The 21638-nt window shown below is 43.5% G+C and carries 14 protein-coding genes; 8 read left to right on the top strand and 6 right to left on the bottom strand.

Features of this window, described 5'->3' with window-relative positions; translation table 11 throughout:
* Window positions 1–127: 127 nt before the first annotated feature.
* The 4 genes from DBK98_RS18570 to DBK98_RS18555 form a co-directional block, all read right to left on the bottom strand.
* The gene (locus DBK98_RS18570; RefSeq protein WP_032535790.1) at window positions 128–898 is read right to left on the bottom strand and encodes an amidohydrolase; all 771 of its coding nucleotides are present in this window, start codon (window positions 896–898) and stop codon (window positions 128–130) included.
* A 3-nt stretch (window positions 899–901) separates the two neighbouring features.
* Window positions 902–1459 (bottom strand): 1-acyl-sn-glycerol-3-phosphate acyltransferase, encoded by a 558-nt coding sequence (locus DBK98_RS18565; protein WP_032535791.1) that lies wholly within the window; start codon window positions 1457–1459, stop codon window positions 902–904.
* A 2-nt stretch (window positions 1460–1461) separates the two neighbouring features.
* The gene (locus tag DBK98_RS18560) at window positions 1462–1731 is read right to left on the bottom strand and encodes a hypothetical protein (RefSeq protein ID WP_005780168.1); all 270 of its coding nucleotides are present in this window, start codon (window positions 1729–1731) and stop codon (window positions 1462–1464) included.
* A gap of 253 nt (window positions 1732–1984) precedes the next feature.
* The gene (locus DBK98_RS18555) at window positions 1985–4195 is read right to left on the bottom strand and encodes a patatin-like phospholipase family protein (RefSeq protein WP_032535792.1); all 2211 of its coding nucleotides are present in this window, start codon (window positions 4193–4195) and stop codon (window positions 1985–1987) included.
* A 322-nt stretch (window positions 4196–4517) separates the two neighbouring features.
* On the opposite strand from DBK98_RS18555, the gene DBK98_RS18550 reads away from it, so the two are divergent.
* The 3 genes from DBK98_RS18550 (at window position 4518) to DBK98_RS18540 (ending at window position 10326) form a co-directional block, all read left to right on the top strand.
* Window positions 4518–5708 carry an efflux RND transporter periplasmic adaptor subunit gene (locus DBK98_RS18550; RefSeq protein ID WP_005780164.1) on the top strand — a complete coding sequence of 397 codons (1191 nt, stop codon included), beginning with the start codon at window positions 4518–4520 and terminating at the stop codon, window positions 5706–5708.
* Between the two features lie 91 nt (window positions 5709–5799).
* Complete coding sequence (locus DBK98_RS18545) at window positions 5800–8946, top strand: efflux RND transporter permease subunit (protein WP_005780162.1); 3147 nt, start codon at window positions 5800–5802, stop codon at window positions 8944–8946.
* 3 nt (window positions 8947–8949) lie between these two features.
* Window positions 8950–10326: an efflux transporter outer membrane subunit gene (locus tag DBK98_RS18540; protein WP_005807343.1), complete on the top strand. Its 1377-nt coding sequence runs from the start codon at window positions 8950–8952 to the stop codon at window positions 10324–10326.
* Window positions 10327–10343: 17 nt separating this feature from the next.
* Here the strand turns inward: DBK98_RS18540 and DBK98_RS18535 are convergent, their stop codons facing one another.
* Both DBK98_RS18535 and DBK98_RS18530 read right to left on the bottom strand, forming a co-directional pair.
* Window positions 10344–10892 (bottom strand): RNA polymerase sigma-70 factor, encoded by a 549-nt coding sequence (locus tag DBK98_RS18535; protein WP_005807341.1) that lies wholly within the window; start codon window positions 10890–10892, stop codon window positions 10344–10346.
* A gap of 160 nt (window positions 10893–11052) precedes the next feature.
* Window positions 11053–11322 (bottom strand): hypothetical protein, encoded by a 270-nt coding sequence (locus DBK98_RS18530; protein WP_032535793.1) that lies wholly within the window; start codon window positions 11320–11322, stop codon window positions 11053–11055.
* A gap of 349 nt (window positions 11323–11671) precedes the next feature.
* On the opposite strand from DBK98_RS18530, the gene DBK98_RS18525 reads away from it, so the two are divergent.
* The 5 genes from DBK98_RS18525 to DBK98_RS18505 all read left to right on the top strand — a co-directional run bounded on the left by DBK98_RS18525 (window position 11672) and on the right by DBK98_RS18505 (window position 21517).
* Entirely contained in the window at window positions 11672–12262 is a 591-nt protein-coding gene (locus tag DBK98_RS18525; RefSeq protein ID WP_005807339.1) for a FecR family protein, read from the top strand.
* Between the two features lie 37 nt (window positions 12263–12299).
* The gene (locus DBK98_RS18520; protein ID WP_032535794.1) at window positions 12300–15677 is read left to right on the top strand and encodes a TonB-dependent receptor; all 3378 of its coding nucleotides are present in this window, start codon (window positions 12300–12302) and stop codon (window positions 15675–15677) included.
* A 9-nt stretch (window positions 15678–15686) separates the two neighbouring features.
* A complete protein-coding gene (locus DBK98_RS18515; RefSeq protein ID WP_005780152.1) occupies window positions 15687–17597 on the top strand; it encodes a RagB/SusD family nutrient uptake outer membrane protein in 1911 nt (636 codons plus the stop codon).
* 21 nt (window positions 17598–17618) lie between these two features.
* Window positions 17619–18515: a discoidin domain-containing protein gene (locus DBK98_RS18510; protein ID WP_005807335.1), complete on the top strand. Its 897-nt coding sequence runs from the start codon at window positions 17619–17621 to the stop codon at window positions 18513–18515.
* Between the two features lie 182 nt (window positions 18516–18697).
* On the top strand, window positions 18698–21517 hold the full coding sequence (locus DBK98_RS18505; RefSeq protein ID WP_032535795.1) for a M60 family metallopeptidase: 2820 nt from the start codon (window positions 18698–18700) through the stop codon (window positions 21515–21517).
* Window positions 21518–21638 lie beyond the last annotated feature (121 nt).

Genomic DNA, 21638 nt, shown 5'->3' with positions numbered 1-21638 from the left:
AGTTAAATTAGGGTTTGTTTTTTGGTACAATAAATTGATTGTCTGGCAAAATTAGATACTTTTTTGCATTTATATACTATAATTCAAGAGATATTTTTATTAAATGCGGAAATTATGTCCTGTAGATTTAATAAAGGAGAAAAGAGTCTGCGTCTTTCCAGCTGGGGAATTTATGGCGAAAGGCAGTGAGAGTTTCTATATCAAGTTCGATGGTTTGTATCTTTTCTTCTGAGTCGGGAGTCCCTGTCAGGATCTCGCCTTTAGGACTATACAAGGCTGAATATCCCGGATAGTGAAGTCCGTTGCCGTCTCGTCCTGTACGGTTCACACCGCATACGTAACATTGGTTTTCGATAGCGCGTGCGCAAAGTAGTGTATTCCATGCATGGATGCGTGGAGTAGGCCAATTGGCTATGTAAATAAGAAGGTCGTATTCGTTGTTTATATTCCGGCTCCAGACAGGAAAGCGAAGATCATAACAGACCTGAAGGCAGATATTCCAGCCCCGATAGGGGACGATCACCCTCCGGTTGCCTGCCGAAAAGTGTTCAGTTTCGCATCCCATGCGGAAGAGATGGCGTTTGTCATAGTAAAAATCCTGACCGTCCGGAGTAATCAGAAAGGCCCGGTTATAATAAGCACCTGCTTCTTCGCAGATGAAACTTCCGACCAATGCGAACTGAAACTCTGCGACATACCCTTTGAGGGTCCGGATGGTGAAACCGGAAATCGGTTCGGCCAATGTTCGGCTGTTCATGCTGAATCCCGTTGTGAACATCTCCGGTAAAACAACAATCTCCGTTGTTCCGCGAAGAGGAAGTAGCTTTTCGCGGAGCAAACGGAGATTTTCCTGTTTATTTTCCCAGATAATATCTGTTTGTACAATCGAGATTTTCATAAATCATTCAACGTCTCCAATGGAGAAGTTTTCGGGGTGTTTCCCTTTGAAATTTTTGAAATAAAGTTTTATTTCACGCATGTCCTTGTCAATATCTCCACTTGGCATGACTGCTTTAGTCGACGTAATGGTCTTGGTTGTATAGTCGATGCCGACCAGGACAATGGGTACCTGTGCTTTGAGCGCAATGTAATAGAAACCTTTTTTCCAGTTGGGGTTGCGTTTACGCGTTCCTTCGGGAGTAATAGCGAGGTGAAACTTTTTGCTGGTATTGAAGTGATGAACCATTTGCTCTACCAATGAGGTCTTGCGACTACGATCTACAGGAATACCTCCTACAGCTCTGAAAAGCAGCCCTAAAGGAAAAAAGAACCATTCTTTTTTCATCATGAAACTGGTCTTTCCTCCCATGGCACCGTAAAATAGTTTACCAATAAACAAATCTAAATTAGTGGTATGGGGAGCTGCGCAAACTACACATTTATCATATTTGGGTACTGTCACGTTCATCTTCCATCCCAGCAGGCGATAGTAAATAAAGCTATATATTGCTTTTTTCATTCTTAGTTCAGTTTCGCGATGGCGTCAATGATTTCGTTTACTTTTGCATTGAAGTCTACACGGAATTTTTTGTAGAATCCTTTCACATTTCCCGGTTCGGTGTGGCTGATACGGCTGATAAATTCATCCTGCATTTTCAGGATTTCCGCCATCAGTTCGTCAGCTTTTGCTTTATCTGTACCCGGTACGAACATGCTGTTGATCAAACACTCTGAAAATAATTCACCTGCGATATAGTTTACGTTCTTTTTAAGTTCTCTTCTCTTTGCCATAATTCTAAATGTTTTATGTGAGTATATAGAAAATATTTTCGGTAAAGATAACGACTTTCTTCGGTTCTGAGTAATAAATTTGAAATAATTAAATAATTCCGTGCTATGTCTGTCTTGTTGTTTGGTGGTTACAGGCGCATTTTAGCAGAGGGTGTAGCCATCCGTATGCCGGGGCTACACCCTATTGGCGGGAGGGCTACACCCTTTACCTCGTGGGGCTACACCCCCTGCCGGAAGAAAGAGGTTGGTATTGTCAGAAAGAAAATCCCAGGTTTACGTAAAATCCTACGTCTTTGGATTGGTTGGAGTACCCCAATGATGCTTCTAATGGACCGAACATGCTGTCCAAGCCATATCCGATGCTACAACCGTAAATCCGGTTGCCCTTCAGGATCTTGAAAAAATTATCGTCACTCAAGGCAAAGTTTCCGGCTAACGTTATATAATGTTTGCTCCCCATGCGTTGGCGCAGCTTTAGAGAAGCCACGGCAACGGAATTGTGCGTTAATTCTATATTGTAAATTCCGGCGAACGGGAGTTGCTGGGGCAAATAACGTCCGAACACGTCACTTCCCAACGCATTCTCGTAGGCATAAGGAATTTCCTGCCCGATCAGTACTCTGCCGTAAATAGCCGGGATCAGGGCCAGACGGTTGCTGACAGAGAACACACTTTCCCAGGAGGCACTGAGTGCGGAGAAGGGGGCATGTCCGTTATATCGGGCGAAGTTGTCCGTATACAATGAATAAGCACCGGAGAAGTTGCTGCCTTTGGATGGGAAGTATCCTTTGTCGAAGGTGTTGTAACGTAACTGCGCAAAATAACTGATGAAGTATTCGGAGTTGACATCCATTGTAAATTCCGGTTTCTTGAAAAGGAAATCTTTGTATTTGAAATACTCGATTCGTGCGCCGAATCCAAACCGGAGATTTTTATACCACACATCCGAAAATCCGAATTCACCCAGATGATATTTATAAGTTGTGTTGTAGGCACGGTCGCCATGATCATAAATGTTGATGTCATTGTACTGGAACATGTACGAGAAATTGATGTTTCTTTGTTGCATGGGTTCCAGGGTATAATCTACCCGGGCCATGTATCGTTTGCCCAGTCGTCCGGTAACAGAAACTTTGGAAGGAATGTGGGTCTTTAATTGTGCTGTGGCATTTATCAATAGCGAAGCTATCTCTTCCGAGTCGAAGCGGAGACCTACATTGATAGTTTTCTCATACTTTTTCTCTAACAGGAAGGTTAAATTATAGCCTTCAGGGGTATTGGTTAACGTGTAACTGGCGTTTGAGTAAGATTGGTTCCCGCGCAGAATGAATAGTGCTTGTTCAATCTGTCGCATGCTGATTTCACTGTTTTCTTGCAGTTTGCATTTTTTCATTAACCACTTCTTGTCGTTTTCTTCTACATCAGAGAAAGTAATTTCCTTCACTGGCAAAGTCCGGGTGCTTGAAAATAAGGTATAAGGACCATGTGACTCGGGTTTGAAAGTGTCTGCAATACCGATTTTCTTTTTAAGAGCGAGCAGGGAGTTCCATTGCTTACGAGCTGCCTCTTCTCCTCGGTGCATCAGAGAATCAATGGCCGAAGGGGTAAAACTGGCCGAAGAATATCCCTCAACGTTCACCTTTATATAGGTATCGGTCAGGCTGATATTTTTTTGATGATTGTTTTTGGTCGTCAGGTCAATGATTTGGGAGAGTATGTCCGGAGCACTGTTAAGTTTGTCGATCCCTTTCAAGTTGTTTTGCACATCTACACCGATGATAACATCGGCGCCCATCGATTTGGCTACATCTACGGGATAATTGTTAATCATGCCGCCGTCAATCAGAATCATGCTATCCTTGCGCACAGGTGTGAACACTCCGGGAATCGCCATGCTGGCTCGCATTGCTGTGGCAAGCACTCCATTGTAGAATACAATCTGTTCGCCATTTACGATGTTTTGTGATACGCACGCAAAGGGGATAGGCAGTTTGTTGAAATCAACGGAATCATGATAGCCTACTGTCAGTTCCGTAAATAGGTTGGCCAGATTCTGTCCCTTTATGATTCCACCGGAAACGGCGTCTTTGGGGCTTTTGGTAAAGGGGAATGAAAAGACATATTTTTCTGATTTTTCGCGTTCGTTGAGTGACATGGCACTACGCTTTACACGATCACTGAGTAAAAACATCCAGTCTTGTTTGCGTACCATACTGTCCAGTTGATGCGGAGTATATCCGATGGAGTATAATCCACCGATTATGGATCCCATACTGGTGCCTACTATATAATCGATTGGGATGCCGGCTTCTTCAATGACTTTCAGAGCCTGGATATGTGCTACCCCTTTCGCACCTCCTCCGCTGAGTACCACTCCGACTTTTTTACGTTGCTGTGCCATAGCGGGCAATGCCAGAAAAAAAGCCGGTAACAGAACTAATATCAGTGACAAATGTTTTTTCATTATAGTGTTATTTTTATGAATGCACTACAAATTTATATTATTATTTGGTAAGTAAGTAGTGAATGACACTAAAAGTGCAAGTTATGGAACTTATGCAGAAAAGAATTATCTTTGTGACCCTTTTGTGGAATAATTCCCCAATCAGGGACACAATTCCACACTTTGGATAAACGGCAGTTATGTTCGGAAGATCACTAAAACAGCTTCTTCAGGGCATTGGAGAGAGCTTTTTAGTTAAAAAGATATATTCGGGACATAGTTTGGTATCTGATTTGTAAAGTAGCTAAGAAAGGATAAGTTAATTTTAATAATACAAACAAGCATGAGACTATTTTTAACGAGAAAAGAGCTGAAACTAAGGAGAAAAAGAACAATAGTGGGCATCGTCTGTTTGGCTTTGGTGGTAGGCATTTACTGGGTTCTGACGCGGCCACATAAAGCAAAGCCGGAGATACCTACTGTGATTGTAGAACCGGCAGAAAGGGACAATGTAGAGATTTTCGGAGAGTATGTGGGGCGTATACGTGCACAACAGTTTGTCGAAGTTCGGGCGCGGGTGGAAGGATATCTGGAAAGTATGCTTTTTGCCGAAGGAACGTATGTGAATAAAAATCAGGTGCTGTTTGTGATCAATCAGGATCAGTATCGTGCCAAAGCAGATAAGGCACGGGCACAATTGAAAAAAGATGAAGCACAAGCATTGAAGGCAAAACGGGATTTGGAACGTATCAAGCCGTTGTATGCGCAAAATGCGGCCAGTCAGTTGGATCTGGATAATGCGGAGGCAGCTTATGAAAGTGCGGTGGCGACCGTCGCTATGAGCGAGGCAGATCTGGCACAGGCCGAGTTGGAACTGGGTTATACATTGGTTCGTTCTCCGCTGTCGGGTCATATCAGTGAGCGTAACGTGGACTTGGGAACTCTGGTGGGACCGGGTGGTAAATCGCTGTTGGCTACAGTTGTGAAAAGTGACACTGTACTGGTAGATTTCAGTATGACTGCTCTGGATTATTTGAAGAGCAAAGAACGCAATATTAATATCGGGCAACAGGACTCTTCTCGTTCCTGGCAGCCGAACATCACTATTACATTGGCGGACAATACGGTGTATCCTTACAAGGGATATGTGGATTTTGCCGAACCTCAGGTAGATCCCCAGACAGGTACTTTTTCAGTCCGGGCAGAGATGCCGAATCCGAAGCAGGTGTTGCTTCCGGGACAGTTCACAAAGGTAAAGCTGTTGCTGGATGTACGCGAAGGAGCGATTGTGGTGCCGCACAAGGCGGTAACTATCGAGAAGGGTGGAGCCTATATCTATACCATGCGCAGAGATTCAACGGTAGAGAAACGATTTATAGAGCTGGGACCTGAATTTGGCAATAAACTTGTAGTGGAGAGAGGATTGGCTGCAGGCGAAGAAGTGGTAATAGAAGGATATCACAAACTGACGCCGGGAATGAAGGTGAGGGCTACTTTACCTCAGTCACTAACCGAGAAAAAGGAGAGCGAATGACTCCTTTCCTGAGATAAATAAGAACGTATAATTTAAAAGAAACTCTTCCTCCCTCTCGTTGGGAGAGGGGTGGGGTGAGGCCTTATAGAATATGAAAGTTAGTTTTTTTATAGATAGACCTGTTTTCTCGATCGTTATCTCGATACTGATTGTCATTATCGGCATCATTGGTCTGACCATGTTGCCTGTCGACCAGTATCCTCAGATCACTCCTCCGGTAGTGAAGATCAGTGCTTCTTATCCGGGAGCCAGCGCATTGACGGTTTCACAGGCAGTGGCAACTCCTATCGAGCAGGAGATTAACGGAACACCGGGTATGCTTTATATGGAGTCGAACAGTTCCAATTCCGGAGGATTTTCGGCAACGGTTACTTTTGATGTTTCTGCCGATCCGGATTTGGCGGCCGTAGAAATCCAGAACCGTGTGAAACTGGCGGAAAGCCGTTTGCCAGCTGAAGTTATTCAGAACGGTATCTCCGTAGAGAAGCAGGCACCCAGCCAGTTGATGACCCTTACGCTGATGTCGTCTGATCCGAAGTTCGACGAAATTTATTTGAGTAACTTTGCCACGATCAATGTACTCGATGTAATCCGTCGTATTCCGGGAGTAGGACGTGTTTCGAATATCGGTAGCCGTTACTATGCCATGCAGATATGGGCGGAACCGGATAAACTGGCAAACTTCGGACTGACTGTACAGGATTTACAGAATGCGCTGAAAGATCAGAACCGTGAGTCGGCTGCAGGTGTACTTGGTCAGCAGCCGGTGAAGGGACTCGATGTAACGATTCCTATCACTACACAAGGACGCCTTTCTACTGTAGAGCAATTTGAGAACATTGTGATCCGTGCCAATACGAATGGTTCTATCATCCGTTTGCGTGACGTGGCACGGGTTTCTCTCGAAGCTTCTTCATACAGTACGGAGAGTGGGATCAATGGCAAGAATGCTGCCGTTCTGGGCATTTATATGCTTCCGGGCGCTAACGCGATGGAAGTTGCAAAAAGTGTCAAGGAAGCGATGGATGAAATCAGCAAGAACTTCCCGGAGGGGTTGAGCTATGAGGTGCCATTCGATATGACGACTTATATTTCCGAGTCCATTCATGAAGTATACAAAACCCTGTTTGAGGCGCTGGTTCTTGTGGTGCTCGTCGTTTATCTCTCTTTGCAGAGCTGGCGGGCTACGTTGATCCCGATAGTTGCCGTTCCTATTTCATTGATCGGTACGTTCGGTTTCATGTTGATCTTTGGCTTTTCGCTGAATATATTGACATTGTTGGGGCTGATTCTTGCTATCGGTATTGTAGTGGATGATGCCATTGTCGTGGTGGAAAACGTGGAGCGTATTATGGAGGAAGAGAAACTTTCACCGTACGAAGCTACGAAGAAAGCCATGAACGGATTGGCGGGTGCGTTGATTGCCACTTCTCTGGTGCTTTGTGCGGTGTTTGTTCCGGTGAGCTTCCTCAGCGGTATTACGGGGCAGCTTTACCGTCAGTTCACTATTACCATTGCTGTATCCGTACTGATTTCTACTGTAGTGGCGTTGACGCTGAGTCCGGTCATGTGTTCGTTGATTCTGAAACCGGATAACGGTAAAAAGAAGAACATTGTTTTCCGCAAAATCAACCACTGGTTGAACGTGGGCAATCATAAGTATGTAGTCGCTATCCGCCGGGTAATTGGTAATCCGCGTCGTGTATTGGCCGGTTTCGGGGTAGTACTGATCGGTATTCTGTTGATTCACCGTCTGATTCCGACAAGTTTCCTTCCGGTGGAAGACCAAGGCTATTTCAAGATAGAATTGGAGTTGCCCGAAGGGGCTACGCTGGAGCGTACCCGGGAGGTAACGGATCGTGCCATCACTTATCTGGAAAAGAATCCGTATATAGCGTATGTACAGAATGTGACCGGAAGCAGTCCCCGTGTGGGCAGCAACCAGGCACGGAGTGAGTTAACCGTAATTTTGAAGCCGTGGGAAGACCGCAAGAATACTTCGATAGACGAGATTATGACAAACGTTCGTCGCGATCTGAGTGAGTATCCGGAATGTAAGGTTTATCTCTCCACTCCTCCTGTCATTCCCGGTTTGGGAACCTCGGGTGGGTTCGAAATGCAACTCGAAGCGCGTGGTGAAGCTACTTTCGATAATTTGGTGCAGGCGGCGGATACTTTGATGTATTACGCTTCCCAACGCAAGGAACTGACAGGACTTTCCTCTTCACTTCAGTCGGATATCCCACAACTCTACTTCGATGTAGACCGCGATAAAGTGAAGATGCTTGGTGTGCCTCTGGCGGATGTTTTCTCAACCATGAAAGCCTATACGGGATCGGTCTATGTGAACGACTTCAATATGTTCAACCGTATTTATAAGGTATACATTCAGGCTGAAGCACCCTATAGGGAACATAAAGACAATATCAACCTGTTTTTTGTGAAGGCCTCTAATGGAGCGATGATCCCGCTGACTTCTCTGGGTAACGCATCGTATACCACCGGCCCGGGTAGCATTAAACGTTTTAATATGTTTACCACTGCTGTTTTTCGTGGTGAGGCGGCGCAGGGCTATAGTTCCGGTCAGGCTATGGAGATTATGGAGCAGATTGCACGTGACCATCTGCCTGATAATATTGGCTTGGAATGGAGTGGTCTCTCTTATCAAGAGAAAAAGGCAGGTGGGCAGACCGGATTGGTACTGGCATTAGTGTTCCTTTTTGTATTCCTCTTCCTGGCTGCACAGTATGAAAGCTGGACAGTGCCCATTGCCGTATTGCTTTCGCTGCCGGTAGCCGCTCTGGGGGCTTATCTGGGGGTATGGATTTGCGGACTGGAAAATGATGTCTATTTCCAGATCGGATTGGTGATGCTTGTCGGATTGGCGGCCAAGAACGCCATCCTGATTGTAGAGTTTGCGAAAGTGCAGGTGGACCGGGGAGGTGATCTGGTGCAATCAGCCATCCATGCGGCACAATTGCGTTTCCGCCCCATCTTGATGACTTCGCTCGCGTTTGTACTGGGTATGCTTCCGATGGTGTTGGCAACCGGTCCCGGTTCGGCAAGCCGTGCGGCCATCGGCACGGGAGTATTCTTCGGAATGATTTTTGCTATTGTAGTGGGCATTATCCTTGTTCCGTTCTTCTTCGTACTGGTCTATAAAACAAAAGCAAAACTGAGAAATGTGCCGAATGTGAACGTGAAGTTACCGTTCAAGTCTAAAAAGAAAATTGATTGAATTATGAAAAGAAGCTATTTATATATTACTCTCTTACTAACTGCATTTACCTTGGGTTCTTGCAAGATAGGAAAAAGTTATGTCCGTCCCGACCTTAACTTGCCCGATAGTCTGGCACAGCATCAGGATACCCTGAGCTTCGGAGATAGGGAATGGTGGCAGATTTATACTGACAGTACCCTCCGGAGTCTGATAGACCGGGCACTGGAGCATAATAAAGATATGTTGATAGCCGCTGCCCGTGTCAAGGAAATGGCAGCTCAAAAACGTATTTCGACAGCAAATCTGTTGCCGGACATTAAAGGTACGGTGACTGCTGAACGGGAAAACGAAAACCATGGTGGAGATGCTTTCAAACGTAGAGATACTTTCGAGGCGCAACTTCTTTTCTCCTGGGAGCTCGACCTCTGGGGAAATCTTCGTTGGGCACGTTCTGCCAGCATTGCCGAGTATCTTCAGTCCGTTGAGGCACAACGCGCTCTTCGGATGACTATTGTAGCTGAAGTGGCTCAGGCGTACTATGAACTGGTGGCTCTTGATACCGAACTGGACATTGTCCGTCAAACGTTGAAGGCACGTGAAGAGGGGATGCGCCTTGCCCGTATCCGCTTTGAAGGGGGATTGACCTCCGAGACTTCTTATCGCCAGTCGCAGGTAGAGTTGGCACGTACTGCTACGTTGGTACCCGATCTGGAGCGTAAAATCTCGTTGAAAGAGAATGATATAGCTTTCCTTGCCGGTGAGTATCCCAATAAGATTACACGTAGCCGCTTGTTGCAGGAGTTCAATTTTCCGCAGGAATTACCTGTCGGTTTGCCTTCAGGACTGCTTGAACGCCGTCCTGACATTCGTCAGGCTGAACAGAAATTGATTGCCGCCAATGCCCGGGTAGGGGTGGCCTATACAAATATGTTTCCACGCATTTCACTTACCGGCAGGGTAGGATCGGAGAGCACTGCACTTTCCGAGCTGTTGAAGTCGCCTTATAGTATAATGGAGGGTGCTTTGCTTACACCAATTTTTGGCTGGGGTAAAAATCGTGCTGCCCTCAAAGCTAAGAAAGCTGCTTACGAGGCTGAAGTGCACAGCTACGAAAAGTCTGTCCTGACCGCTTTCAAAGAGACTCGAAACGCGATTGTGAACTTTAATAAAATCAAGGAAGTATATGATCTTCGTGCCAAATTGGAACGTTCGGCTAAGAGTTACGTAGATCTGGCGCAATTGCAATATATCAATGGAGTGACGAATTATCTCGATGTACTCGATGCCCAGCGTGGATATTTCGATGCCCAGATCGGACTTAGCAATGCGATGCGGGATGAACTGATTGCTGTGGTACAGGTGTATAAGGCACTGGGAGGCGGGTGGCAGATAAAATAATGGAATCCCGATTTTAGTCACGCTCCCATGAACAGCATGAATAGATTAAGATTCTTTTTTAGAAATCTCAGAGCCAGGTTAATATGCCGCTCTATTGCTTTTTCGGTAATAGAAAAATGTTCTGCTATTTCTTTGTTGCTCATGTGCAGCTCCCTGCTCATACGGAATACTTCTTGTTGGCGGGGAGGAAGTTGCATGACAAGTTCATCGATGTATTTCTTTAAGTCAGCGGCATCCAGTTCTCCTTCCATATCATAAGATTCCTCGACTGCTTGTATCGCAGTTATTTTGAGGGCTGTTTCTTTATAGTATCTGCGTGAATGATTGAATATAACATTCCGGGTTATGATAAAGAGATAGCCCTCAAAACTTTTGTTTTCATTTAAAAAATGGTGAGATTCCCATACTTTCACAAATACTTCCTGCACAATCTCCTCAATGTCCATTGAAGCGGTGAAATAAAGCTTTGTGAAATTATAGACCTGTTTCCAGTAATGATTGTATAAAAAAGCAAATGCTTCCTGATCGCCATGCTTTAATTTCCTGACTGTTTCTTTCTCTTGCATCTGTTTTAGTAATTAGAGGTGCAAAAGTAATCTTTTTGTTCTAAATAGATGCAGTTTCTACAAGAATATTAAAAAATAACATATTTTGTTTAATTGATATTATGTTATGATGGCTGTATTGTCTTATTATATGGGCTTAATAGAATAATGTATCCACTTATTATATAAATAAAATAATAGCAACATATATTGATTGGATAAGTTCTAAAGGAACTATTCTTTTGTGAACTTTTTTGCATCTGTTCTCGATCTTATTCCATATCTGATTTCCAATCTCTGTATCTACCGGATTATTTTTGTTTTCATTCCATTGTTTTCTCATTTGTTTCTTTATCAAATTCGAATGATAGAGCTTTTTACGTCCTTTTTTGTCTAATCGATCTGATAATAGTTTTTTGATCAGATCTATTTCCTTGCTGTTTTTATCCATTTCTTAAATCTATTTTGTGTTATCTAAAACTAAATACACAACAGACCTGCTTACCACCACATGCGAATTATAACTTTTTAATTAAAAATCTTCTCTAATAATATCGATAGCATACATATCTTAGTTTTTATTGACGTTAATTCGTTGTTTTATAGCGCTATATGTTGTTTTTATCCGGTAATAATAATTGCTTGTTTTTTTATGTATAATAACGTTAGTTCCTTTAGAACTATGGTATATCGCTGCTTCTGTAGCTCTTGTTCTGATCGTGGGTGGACTTTGGATGTACTCTAATACGGGTAGAACTCAAATAGAGAAATATATTGAATTTACGGCACAAGAAAGCAGAATGTATCTATTGCCGGATAGTTCGAAAGTATGGATGCAGCCGGGGAGCTCCATACGTTTTGCCGAAAACTTTAAAGAATGCAGGGATGTATGGCTGAAAGGCAATTCACTTTTTGAAGTTCGCAAGAATTCGGGTAGTAAATTCAGAGTTTACATTGATAAAGCTTTTATCGAAGTGAAAGGAACTTGCTTTCTGATAAAACAGAATAACCCTAATGCGAATGAAATTACACTATTTAATGGGAGCATTGAATTTAATATAGAATCCACCCATGATAAAATAGCAATGAAACCACTCCAGGAATTAGTGTATAATCCTGTTAGTGCAAGAACTCAGCTGAGGCGGATAGAAAACATAGAATGGCAAAACGGGCGCTATAACTTTACCCAATTTAATTTGGAACACTTAACCCGTATTATGAATCAAATGTATGGCTCTCACATCACCATTAGCGACAAAGTGAATAAAAATTGTGCTTTCACCGGAAGTATCCGCTATGATGAATCTTTGGAAGACGTTATTGATAAAATCTGTTTTAGCCTGAATCTTAGGAGCAAAGAAATGAATGAAGGAATTCTTATTTACAACTAATATTTATTAACCCAATGTTAAATCTAAAAATTGAAGCATGAACAAGTTTTTATTTTCTTGCCAGAAGCGGTGTCTTAAATACATCGTCATGGCTCTGCTGCTTTATCCGTTGTCTGCACTTGCTGCGCAAGGACAGATTGTGGTTAAAGGTCAGTCTCTCACCATTCCTCAAGCCATCCGGCTTATAGAGAAAAGTAGTACATATACTTTCTTCTACAACGCTAATGATTTGAAAAACACAAATCTCAAGAGTATCGATTGTAAAGGTTCCATCAACGACGTCCTGAACGAAGTATTTAAAGGGAGCAATATCAGTTATGTCATTAAAGGTAATGAGGTTATTCTTAAAGTAGAGAAAACGGAAAGCACACAACAAAAAAAAGCCAAAATTATCGGTGTGGTAACAGATTCTAAAACCGGTGAACCTATCATTGGAGCAACTGTACAGCTACTGGGTACTACTACAGGCGTTATTACCGATGTGGATGGTAAGTTTGAACTTGCGGCAACTCCTAAAAATGAAATACAAATTTCATATATAGGATATGTTACCAAGAAAGTGAAAGTAGGCAGCCAAAAGGTTATTTCGGTCACCCTATCCGAAGATGCCCAGCAGTTGGATGAAGTGGTGGTGACAGCGTTTGGTACAGGACAAAAGAAGGAGACTATCACCGGGTCTATTCAGTCCGTACGTCCTTCAGACCTTTTGGTGCCTTCCGCCAATCTTTCTTCTTCATTTGCCGGACGCCTGTCAGGTGTGATTGCTTACCAGCGTAGTGGTGAGCCCGGTCAGAATTCTGCCGATTTCTTTATTCGTGGTGTTGCGACGATGAATGGGGCGACTTCTCCTTTGATTATTTTAGACGGAGTTGAGGTGTCCAAAGCAGACCTGAACTCGTTGGATCCTGAAGTAATAGAAAGCTTCTCTGTATTGAAGGATGCTACGGCATCGGCGATGTATGGTACTCGTGGAGCCAACGGTGTACTTATTATTAAAACAAAATCGGGTAGTGATCTTGAAAGGCCGATCATTGGCGTGCGTATAGAAGGATATGTGAATACTCCGATCAAGAAACCGGAGATCGTTGACGGACCTACATATATGCGTTTGTACAACGAAGCGGTTACCAATCAGGGAACAGGAGCCGTACTTTATTCTGATGAAAGAATTAACGGTACAATCAATAATCTGAACCCCTATATTTATCCTAATGTAGACTGGTATAAAGAAGTCTTCAAAGATGCAACATTCAATCAAAAGGCGAATTTTAATGTACGTGGGGGTACTTCTAAAATCACTTATTTTATGAATGTCAATATGAACCATGAAACCGGTATGTTGAAGGATCGTTCCAGTGATTTCTTCTCTTATAAAAACAATATAGACTATATGAAATATGCGTTTCAGAACAACGTGGATTTTCATCTGTCAAAGTCTTCTACTATCTCGCTGCATCTGAATGTGCAGTTGAATGACATGCATGGCCCTTTGACTACAAAGGACGGAAATGGAGTAGGAGATATATTCAGTGCTATTATGGGAACCAACCCTGTTGATTTCCCGGTTATGTTTCCGCAAGGATCGGATACATGGTACCATTGGGGAGGTATTCTTGCAGGTAACTATCAACCGCTCAACCCGGTAGCCCTTTCAAGTGCAGGATATAAAGATACATTCGAGAGCACGGTAGTGGCCAATGTGAATTGGGACCAGAAACTGGATTTTATTACGAAAGGTTTGAGCTTCAGGGCTTTGGTTTCATTTAAGAATTGGAGCTACAATCAGAAGTTCCGTCTGCAGGGATACAATAGTTACCAGCTTTCCGACTATAAACAAAATGAAGACGGTTCCTATGATTTTACCAATACACCTATCGGTGAACCGAGCAATCATACGATGGATGCTTTCTTTGGTACTAACGGCGACCGCAGGTTTTACATTCAGGGATATCTTAATTACGAACGTTCCTTCGGTTCACACAATGTAAGCGGTATGCTGCTTTATAACCAGGATGATTATAATACAAATGTAAACAGCAGTCTTATTGGCTCACTTCCCAAACGTAAGATGGGTGTTGCCGCACGTTTGTCATATGATTACGATCACCGTTACATGCTTGAAGTAAATGCCGGATACAATGGTTCCGAAAGTTTTGCCAAAGGACATCGTTGGGGATTGTTTCCATCCATATCGTTGGGATGGAATATCAGTGAAGAGAAATTCTGGAAGTCTATTAAACCGGTTATTTCCAATTTCAAAGTCCGTGGTTCGTATGGTTTGGTAGGTAATGACCAGATTGGTAGTGACCGTTTTGCTTATCTGGCAATTGTGAATCTGAACAGCAGCCCGTCTTATACAACCGGATATGGCGGGAGTACAACTTCATTATCGGGTCCTACCTATAATCGTTTCCAGAATAACGAACTTACATGGGAAGTGGGACATAAACTGAATGTGGGTGCCGATTTGCAGTTTTTCAATTCATTAAATATTACTGTTGACGGATTCAGGGAGATCAGGGATAACATTTTCCAACAGAAAAATTCGATACCGAATTACTTGGGGACTGCCAGTACTAAAATCTATGGTAACTTTGCTAAAGTGAAGAATACTGGATTTGATCTTGCTTTGGACTACGGAAAACAGGTGAACCGGAACCTCTCTATCCAGATGAAGGGAACATTCACCTATGCGCACAATGAAGTTTTGAAATACGATGAAGCGGCAGGACTTCGTCCGGCATTGTCGCAGGTTGGAAAGAGCTTGAACTCTATTTGGGGATATGTAGCAGACGGGCTGTATATTGATCAGGCTGATATTGCCAATAACCCTCAGTCGACTATCGGCAATATTGCCATTGCGCCGGGAGATGTGAAATATGTAGACCAGCCGGATGCTAACGGAAATTATGATGGGAAAATAACATCGGATGACAGAGTGGTATTGGGGTATCCCACAATTCCGGAGATAATATACGGATTCGGCCCTTCTGTTACGTGGAAGAATTGGGACTTCTCTTTCTTCTTCCAGGGACAAACCCATGTGTCACTAATGATGAGTGGTTTCGAACCGTTTGGAACACAGAGTAAAAGTAATGTCCTGAAGTGGATTGCTGATGACCATTGGAGCAAAGATAACCAGAATCCGAATGCAAAGTATCCAAGGTTGACACAATATAATAATAACAACAATACTGCATCATCTTCCTATTGGCTGCGCGATGCTTCATTCCTGAAATTGCGGAATGCGGAAATTGGCTATCGTTTCAAATGGGCAAGAATCTATGTGAATGGAAGTAACCTGCTGACCTTTTCTCCATTTAAGTTGTGGGATCCCGAAATGGGTGGAGGTGCCGGTATGAAATATCCGACACAGCGTACATATAATGTTGGTATTCAATTAACTTTTAAATAATAAATACTTATGAAGATAATATATAAACTCCTGTTCCTGCTTTTCCTGATGCTGGGATATAGTTCATGTGATTTCCTGAATATCGTTCCTGATGAAATAACGACCGAGGAAGATGCATTTAAAGATCGGAATGCAGCAAAGAATTTTGTTTATTCTTGTTATGGTTATCTGCCTCAGAGCAATGTAGCGTCGGCAAGTCTTGATTTGCTGACGGGAGATGAAGTGATTACAGCTTTTGAACATGAAACGTTTGCCAGTTTTCCGAAAGGAAACTATACGGCTTCGTCGCCGGTGATTTCTTATTGGAATACATTCTTTCAGGGATTGCGCCAATGTTACCTGTTTTTAGAGAATGTCGACAAGGTACCCGATCTGACTGAAAGTGTGAAGGCTGATTATATTGCACAGGTTAAATTCCTGATTGCTTATTATCATTATCAATTGGCACGTTGCTACGGACCTATTATCTTGATTAAAGAACTGCCGAATGTAAATGCTTCGCAGGCAGAATATTTGCCTCGGACTCCCTATGACGAATGTGTAGAGTGGATATGTAATCTGTTAGATGAAGCCGCAGCTTCATTGCCTGCCATACGTACCAATAAAGAAGATTACGGACTGGCAACCAGTGTGGGAGCAAAAGCGGTGAAAGCTAAGATGTTGTTGTATGCAGCTTCTCCGTTGTTCAACGGAAACTCGGCATTCTACAGTAACTTTGCGGACAAATCGGGCAATATGTTAATGCCTGTTACTTACGACCCCAACAAATGGGTAAAAGCGAGAACAGCCATAAAAGAGGCGATTGACCTTGCCGAGCAGAATGGGCATGCTTTGTATACGAAGCAAGACTATAAGATAGGTAATGAGGATGCGAACCCTTATCCGGCAGCCGGCCCCGTAAGATGTCTACGTACCAGTTTGGTCGATTGGGACTCTCGTAATCCGGAAGTACTGCTTGCAGAAACCCGCAGCGAAGGTTCATACGGTATACAGAATAAGTCATTGCCGTTTGTGACTGATGGCTGGGCATGGAATGGTATCGGCCCGACATGGACTATGTTGAATCGTTTCTATACCAAGAACGGTTTGCCTTGGGATGAAGATCCGGAGTATAAAGATAAAGACAAATTGAAGATTGTAAATGTGGATGCTGACCATGCTGATGAGGCCCATGAAGGTAGTAAAACGCTTCTGTTCAATCTGGAACGTGAACCTCGTTTTTATGCTTGGGTAGCTTTTCAGGGAGGATATTACGAAGTAATGAACGGGTCGACTAATCCCGCTTATGTGATGAGTAACGGAAAAAAAGACAATTCGGACAGCAGATTAATATGTGATTTTGTTTTGGGAGGTAACTGTAGCCGTGGTACTGCGACCGTACAACGTCCCGGAAATTATACTCCAAGTGGTTATCTGAATAAAAAAGGAGTCGACCCCAGTACGGTTGTATCTACCAATTCGACCAACCTGAATACATATCCCTGGCCTATTATCCGTCTTGCAGACCTCTATCTGGCATATGCCGAAGCGTGTGTGGAAACCAACGATCTGGAAACTGCCAAACAATACTTGAATAAAGTAAGAGAGCGTGCCGGTATCCCCACAGTAGAAAATGCATGGAGTGGCGTTGCTGCATTGGATCAGACAAAGCTCCGTCAGATTGTTCGTCAGGAAAGAATGAACGAACTCTATCTTGAGAATCAGAATTTCTGGGATATGCGTCGCTGGTTGCTGGCAGAGCAATATTTTGGAACTAAAGCCAAGGGATTGAATATCGCCGCCACCACTATTGAAGATTTTGCGGCAATTAAGACGATTGACTTTGAACGTAAGTTTGAGGCACCGACTCAATATCTGCTGCCGATACCTTCTGACGACATTAATAGAAATGAAAAATTAGTAAACAATCCGGGTTATTAATCTTTATAAAGAGAATTGAAGATGAAAAAAATACTGCTTGGCCTATGTGCGATACTGGGCCTGATAAATATGACAGGGTGCTCCAGTGACGAGAAGTACCCCATGCCGACCACTATAGACCAGAATTCACTGTCGGCTGAAGCTAAAGCCGGGGCTATAAAACTGAAATGGACAGTGCCGGCTGATTCCAATTATTATTATGTGAAAGTGACTTATACGTTGCCGGAAGACGGAAAGAAATGCCTGAGACTTGCGAGTGTGAAGAGCGATACCATGCTGGTGGATAACTTGTTGCACCGCTATGGCGACATTGACTTTACACTGCAACCATGCAACCGTGCGGGGGAAGGATCACAGAGTTGCAGTATAACAGCACGGGCCTTGCCTGCCCCGAAGCAGATTAAAACAGACCGGAGTGATGTGACTTTGTCCGCTAAACAGTTGTATACGGATGATCAGGAAAGCAGTGAAGGTCCTATCGCCAATCTGATAGATGGAAAGAACGACACTTATTTTCACATGTCATGGAGCAGTCCCACACCTTTCCCACATTACATTGTGGTTGACTTGGGTGAGGAGAATGCTTTGTCTACTTTCCTGTTCTCTTATGTTTGTCGTGATAATAACAATAAGGATAATCCCAAAGAGATGGATATTCTGGGAAGCAATACTTTTGATGGAAAGAATTACGATGAAAGCCAGACAACCCTGTTGGCGTCTTTAAGTGATTTGCCCAATACCAAGGCTGCATCTTACGAGTCGGATATTATAAAAGCGGGTGCGTCTTACCGTTATCTCTGGTTTAAGGTGAAATCGTCTACAAGCGGTTCCAATTGGATTGCGCTGGCCGAACTCGCCCTTTCTAAAGTAATTGTGAAAACCTATGATCCGGAAACCGGAGAGACTACCATTGAATAAAACAGGATTCAATAGGGACTAAATAAAGTAGCATGAGTCTGCGCAGCCGGTGGCTGTCGGCTTGATGCTAAATAGAAGAATCAAATAATTATCAAAAAGGAAATACAAATGACATTTTTTACCAGAACAAAATTTGTATTTCCTTTGTTTTATTTATCTTATGTTTAATTTATCCTAATAACATGAAGAAACATCTAATTTCAATGATTTTTGCAGCAATCATGCCCTTGTTGCTGTATGCTTGTTCTGCCGAAGAAGAGAAAATGGTAACATCGACCACCCTTGAGGTGGCGCAGTCTGCAATTGACTTTAAAAGTGACGCAGGGACCCGTGACATTGCTATTGTCACCGATGCGGATAATTGGACGGCACGGTCTGATAAGGACTGGTGTTCGGTTGCTGTCAACGGAAGTACATTGACGGTGAATGTATCCGGATATGACGGGAAAGAGACCAGAGAGGCAGTGATCAGAGTGACTGCCGATGCATTGACGGAAACTGTTAACGTACGCCAATTGGGATCGGATCCTGCTATTCTGATATCCCAACAGACATTTACTGTTGAGGCCAGCGGAAGTGATATTGCGTTCGATGTAACTACAAACGTGCCGGTGACGATTACATTGCCGGAATGGGTCAAAGAAAAACCGGCGGATACGCGTGCATCCGAAATGGTGACTACAACACATAGATATATTGTCTTGGCCAATCCTGAAGACGGTGAACGCACTGGCAATATTACTGTAAAAGAGGTAGGTGGAGAGCTTGAGGCTCTGGTATCTGTTACTCAAAAAGGACTGGGAGAATATGAATCCGGAGATATGGAAGGTATTAAAGACGATATTAAGGTTCCGGTAGAATCGGGCGAGGCAAGTTCTTTCCAGGGAGGCTCAAATATTGATAAATCATTCGATGGAGATATGAGTACTATTTACCACTCTAATTGGAATAACGCAGGAGAGCATTATTTTCCTATCACGTTGACTTATAATTTCCCTGCGGGTTCGGATATGGATTATTTTATATATTATCCCCGTACTTCGGGACCGAATGGTAACTTCAAGGAAGTAGAGATTCGTGTGAAGTCAAATGCGAATACCAGAGGGGCCGATGAATGGAATACTTTGATGACTAAGAACTTCGGAGGTACCAATGCCGCAGTCCGTATTAATTTTCCGAAGGCACAAATCGGCGTCACATCCGTTCAGTTTATTGTAAAATCAGGTTCGGGAGACGGACAGGGATTTGCGGCCTGTGCCGAAATGGAATTTTATAAAAAGAATCCGGGAGCATTTGACCCGTTAACTCTTTTCACTGATGTAACTTGTTCTGAGCTGAAGCCCGGACTTACCGATGAAGAGATAGAAAACTGTCCTTATTCATTCTACAAGAACATAGCTTACTATATGAAGCAAGGTAAGTATCCGACAGAGTTCCGTATTCAAGATTATAAAGCGTGGCCCAATCCGGATGATCAGTCGAAAACACATAAGACCAGTCCCTACAGCCTGCGCGACAATCCTACGGGAATTTCGGTAAAAGACGGGGAACAGTTGATGGTCTTGGTCGGCGATACGCACGGGCAAATTATCAGTGCAGTGATTCAGAACCTTGACGTCCCCGGTGGTGACGGCTTCGGAGGTACCTTCTATCCGTTGTCTGAAGGAGCCAACAAGATTACGGCCCGGAATAAAGGATTGATGTATATTTTGTATCACACCCCTGACTATGAAACAGCTCAGCCTGTAAAGATACACATTGCTTCCGGACAGGTGAACGGGTATTTCGATGTAGCCAAACATCAGGCTTCCGATTGGAATAAATTGTTGAGCAATGCGGTCGATAAGTATTTTGATGTGGTGGGACATTATGCACATCTCACATTTCCTACCGAGCGCTTCCGTGCTCACACTCCGGACGGAAAAGCATTGATCGATGCTTATGATCAGATCGTGAATTCGGAGATGGAACTGATGGGGCTATATAAGTATAATAAATTGTTTAAAAACCGCATGTATCTGCATGTGATGTATACCAGCTATATGTATGCCACCAGTTATCACACCGCGTACAATGACGGTACACTGGCGGAACTTTGTAATGTGGATAAACTGAAAACTTCTTCATGCTGGGGGCCTGCACATGAAATAGGGCATTGCAACCAGACACGTCCCGGATTGAAATGGCTGGGAACTACGGAAGTGACGAATAACATTATGTCGGAGTATATTCAGACTACGATTTTCGGGCAGCCTTCACGCCTGCAGACAGAAAATATGGGAGATGGTAGCCGGAACCGATATTCCAAAGCCTGGACCCAGATCATCGCGGCAGGTGCTCCTCACGGAAACTTTGGCAGTGACAGTGATGTTTTCTGCAAACTCGTTCCTTTCTGGCAACTGGAGCTTTATTTTGGCAAAGTGCTTGGGCAGACACCGCTTCAGCAGGCTGATAAAGGAGGATTCTATCCGGATGTGTACGAATATATACGTACGCACGATAACCTGAAGACTGCCGGAGAGCAACAGACTGAGTTTGTGTATATCTGTAGTTTGATAGCTAAAGCCAATTTGCTGGATTTCTTCACGAAATGGGGATTCCTGACTCCGATAGATGTCACTCTGGACGATTATGGAGTTGGAAAACTTACTGTCACTCAGTCCCGTATCGACGAGATAAGAAAGCGTGTAGAGGCTTTGGGATATCCGAAACCGGATGTTGCCTTAGAGTATATAACTGATAATTCGGTAGAACTCTATAAAACCAAACCCGGAATAATATCCGGAACAGCTACGCGAAGCGGTTCGACATTTACCATGACCAATTGGAAAAATGTGGTAGCTTATGAAGTAGTGGATGAAACGGGTAAAAAGGTTTGTATCTCCGATGGAGTATTAGCACCCTCAAATACTGCCACGTTTACCATGAAAACAGCCTGGAAGGACGGCTTTAAAGTGTATGCCGTCTCTGCTACAGGCGACAAGACAGTGGTGACGTTTTAAAGAGGAAGTTAGATATACCTTTAAGTAGCCGGGAAGGGCACAGAGTTCAGATCGTTGATTTTAGCTCTGTGCCCTTCGTTTGCTCTGTGGCATACCCGCAGAGAACAAAATCACCATTTTC

This window comes from Bacteroides sp. PHL 2737, from assembly GCF_004115325.2.
Classification (GTDB): domain Bacteria; phylum Bacteroidota; class Bacteroidia; order Bacteroidales; family Bacteroidaceae; genus Bacteroides; species Bacteroides hominis.
The sequence above is the reverse complement of the archived record's forward strand: the minus strand, read 5'-3'. Positions and strand labels throughout refer to the sequence as shown.

Bases quoted from the DNA above. Each gene is read 5' to 3' on its own strand.
- DBK98_RS18560 (WP_005780168.1), bottom strand. From the start codon at position 1,731: ATGGCAAAGAGAAGAGAACTTAAAAAGAACGTAAACTATATCGCAGGT.
- DBK98_RS18545 (WP_005780162.1), top strand. From the start codon at position 5,800: ATGAAAGTTAGTTTTTTTATAGATAGACCTGTTTTCTCGATCGTTATC.
- DBK98_RS18510 (WP_005807335.1), top strand. From the start codon at position 17,619: ATGAAAAAAATACTGCTTGGCCTATGTGCGATACTGGGCCTGATAAAT.
- DBK98_RS18520 (WP_032535794.1), top strand. From the start codon at position 12,300: ATGAACAAGTTTTTATTTTCTTGCCAGAAGCGGTGTCTTAAATACATC.
- DBK98_RS18515 (WP_005780152.1), top strand. From the start codon at position 15,687: ATGAAGATAATATATAAACTCCTGTTCCTGCTTTTCCTGATGCTGGGA.
- DBK98_RS18535 (WP_005807341.1), bottom strand. From the start codon at position 10,892: ATGCAAGAGAAAGAAACAGTCAGGAAATTAAAGCATGGCGATCAGGAA.
- DBK98_RS18565 (WP_032535791.1), bottom strand. From the start codon at position 1,459: ATGAAAAAAGCAATATATAGCTTTATTTACTATCGCCTGCTGGGATGG.
- DBK98_RS18525 (WP_005807339.1), top strand. From the start codon at position 11,672: ATGTATCTATTGCCGGATAGTTCGAAAGTATGGATGCAGCCGGGGAGC.
- DBK98_RS18570 (WP_032535790.1), bottom strand. From the start codon at position 898: ATGAAAATCTCGATTGTACAAACAGATATTATCTGGGAAAATAAACAG.
- DBK98_RS18505 (WP_032535795.1), top strand. From the start codon at position 18,698: ATGAAGAAACATCTAATTTCAATGATTTTTGCAGCAATCATGCCCTTG.
- DBK98_RS18530 (WP_032535793.1), bottom strand. From the start codon at position 11,322: ATGGATAAAAACAGCAAGGAAATAGATCTGATCAAAAAACTATTATCA.
- DBK98_RS18550 (WP_005780164.1), top strand. From the start codon at position 4,518: ATGAGACTATTTTTAACGAGAAAAGAGCTGAAACTAAGGAGAAAAAGA.
- DBK98_RS18555 (WP_032535792.1), bottom strand. From the start codon at position 4,195: ATGAAAAAACATTTGTCACTGATATTAGTTCTGTTACCGGCTTTTTTT.
- DBK98_RS18540 (WP_005807343.1), top strand. From the start codon at position 8,950: ATGAAAAGAAGCTATTTATATATTACTCTCTTACTAACTGCATTTACC.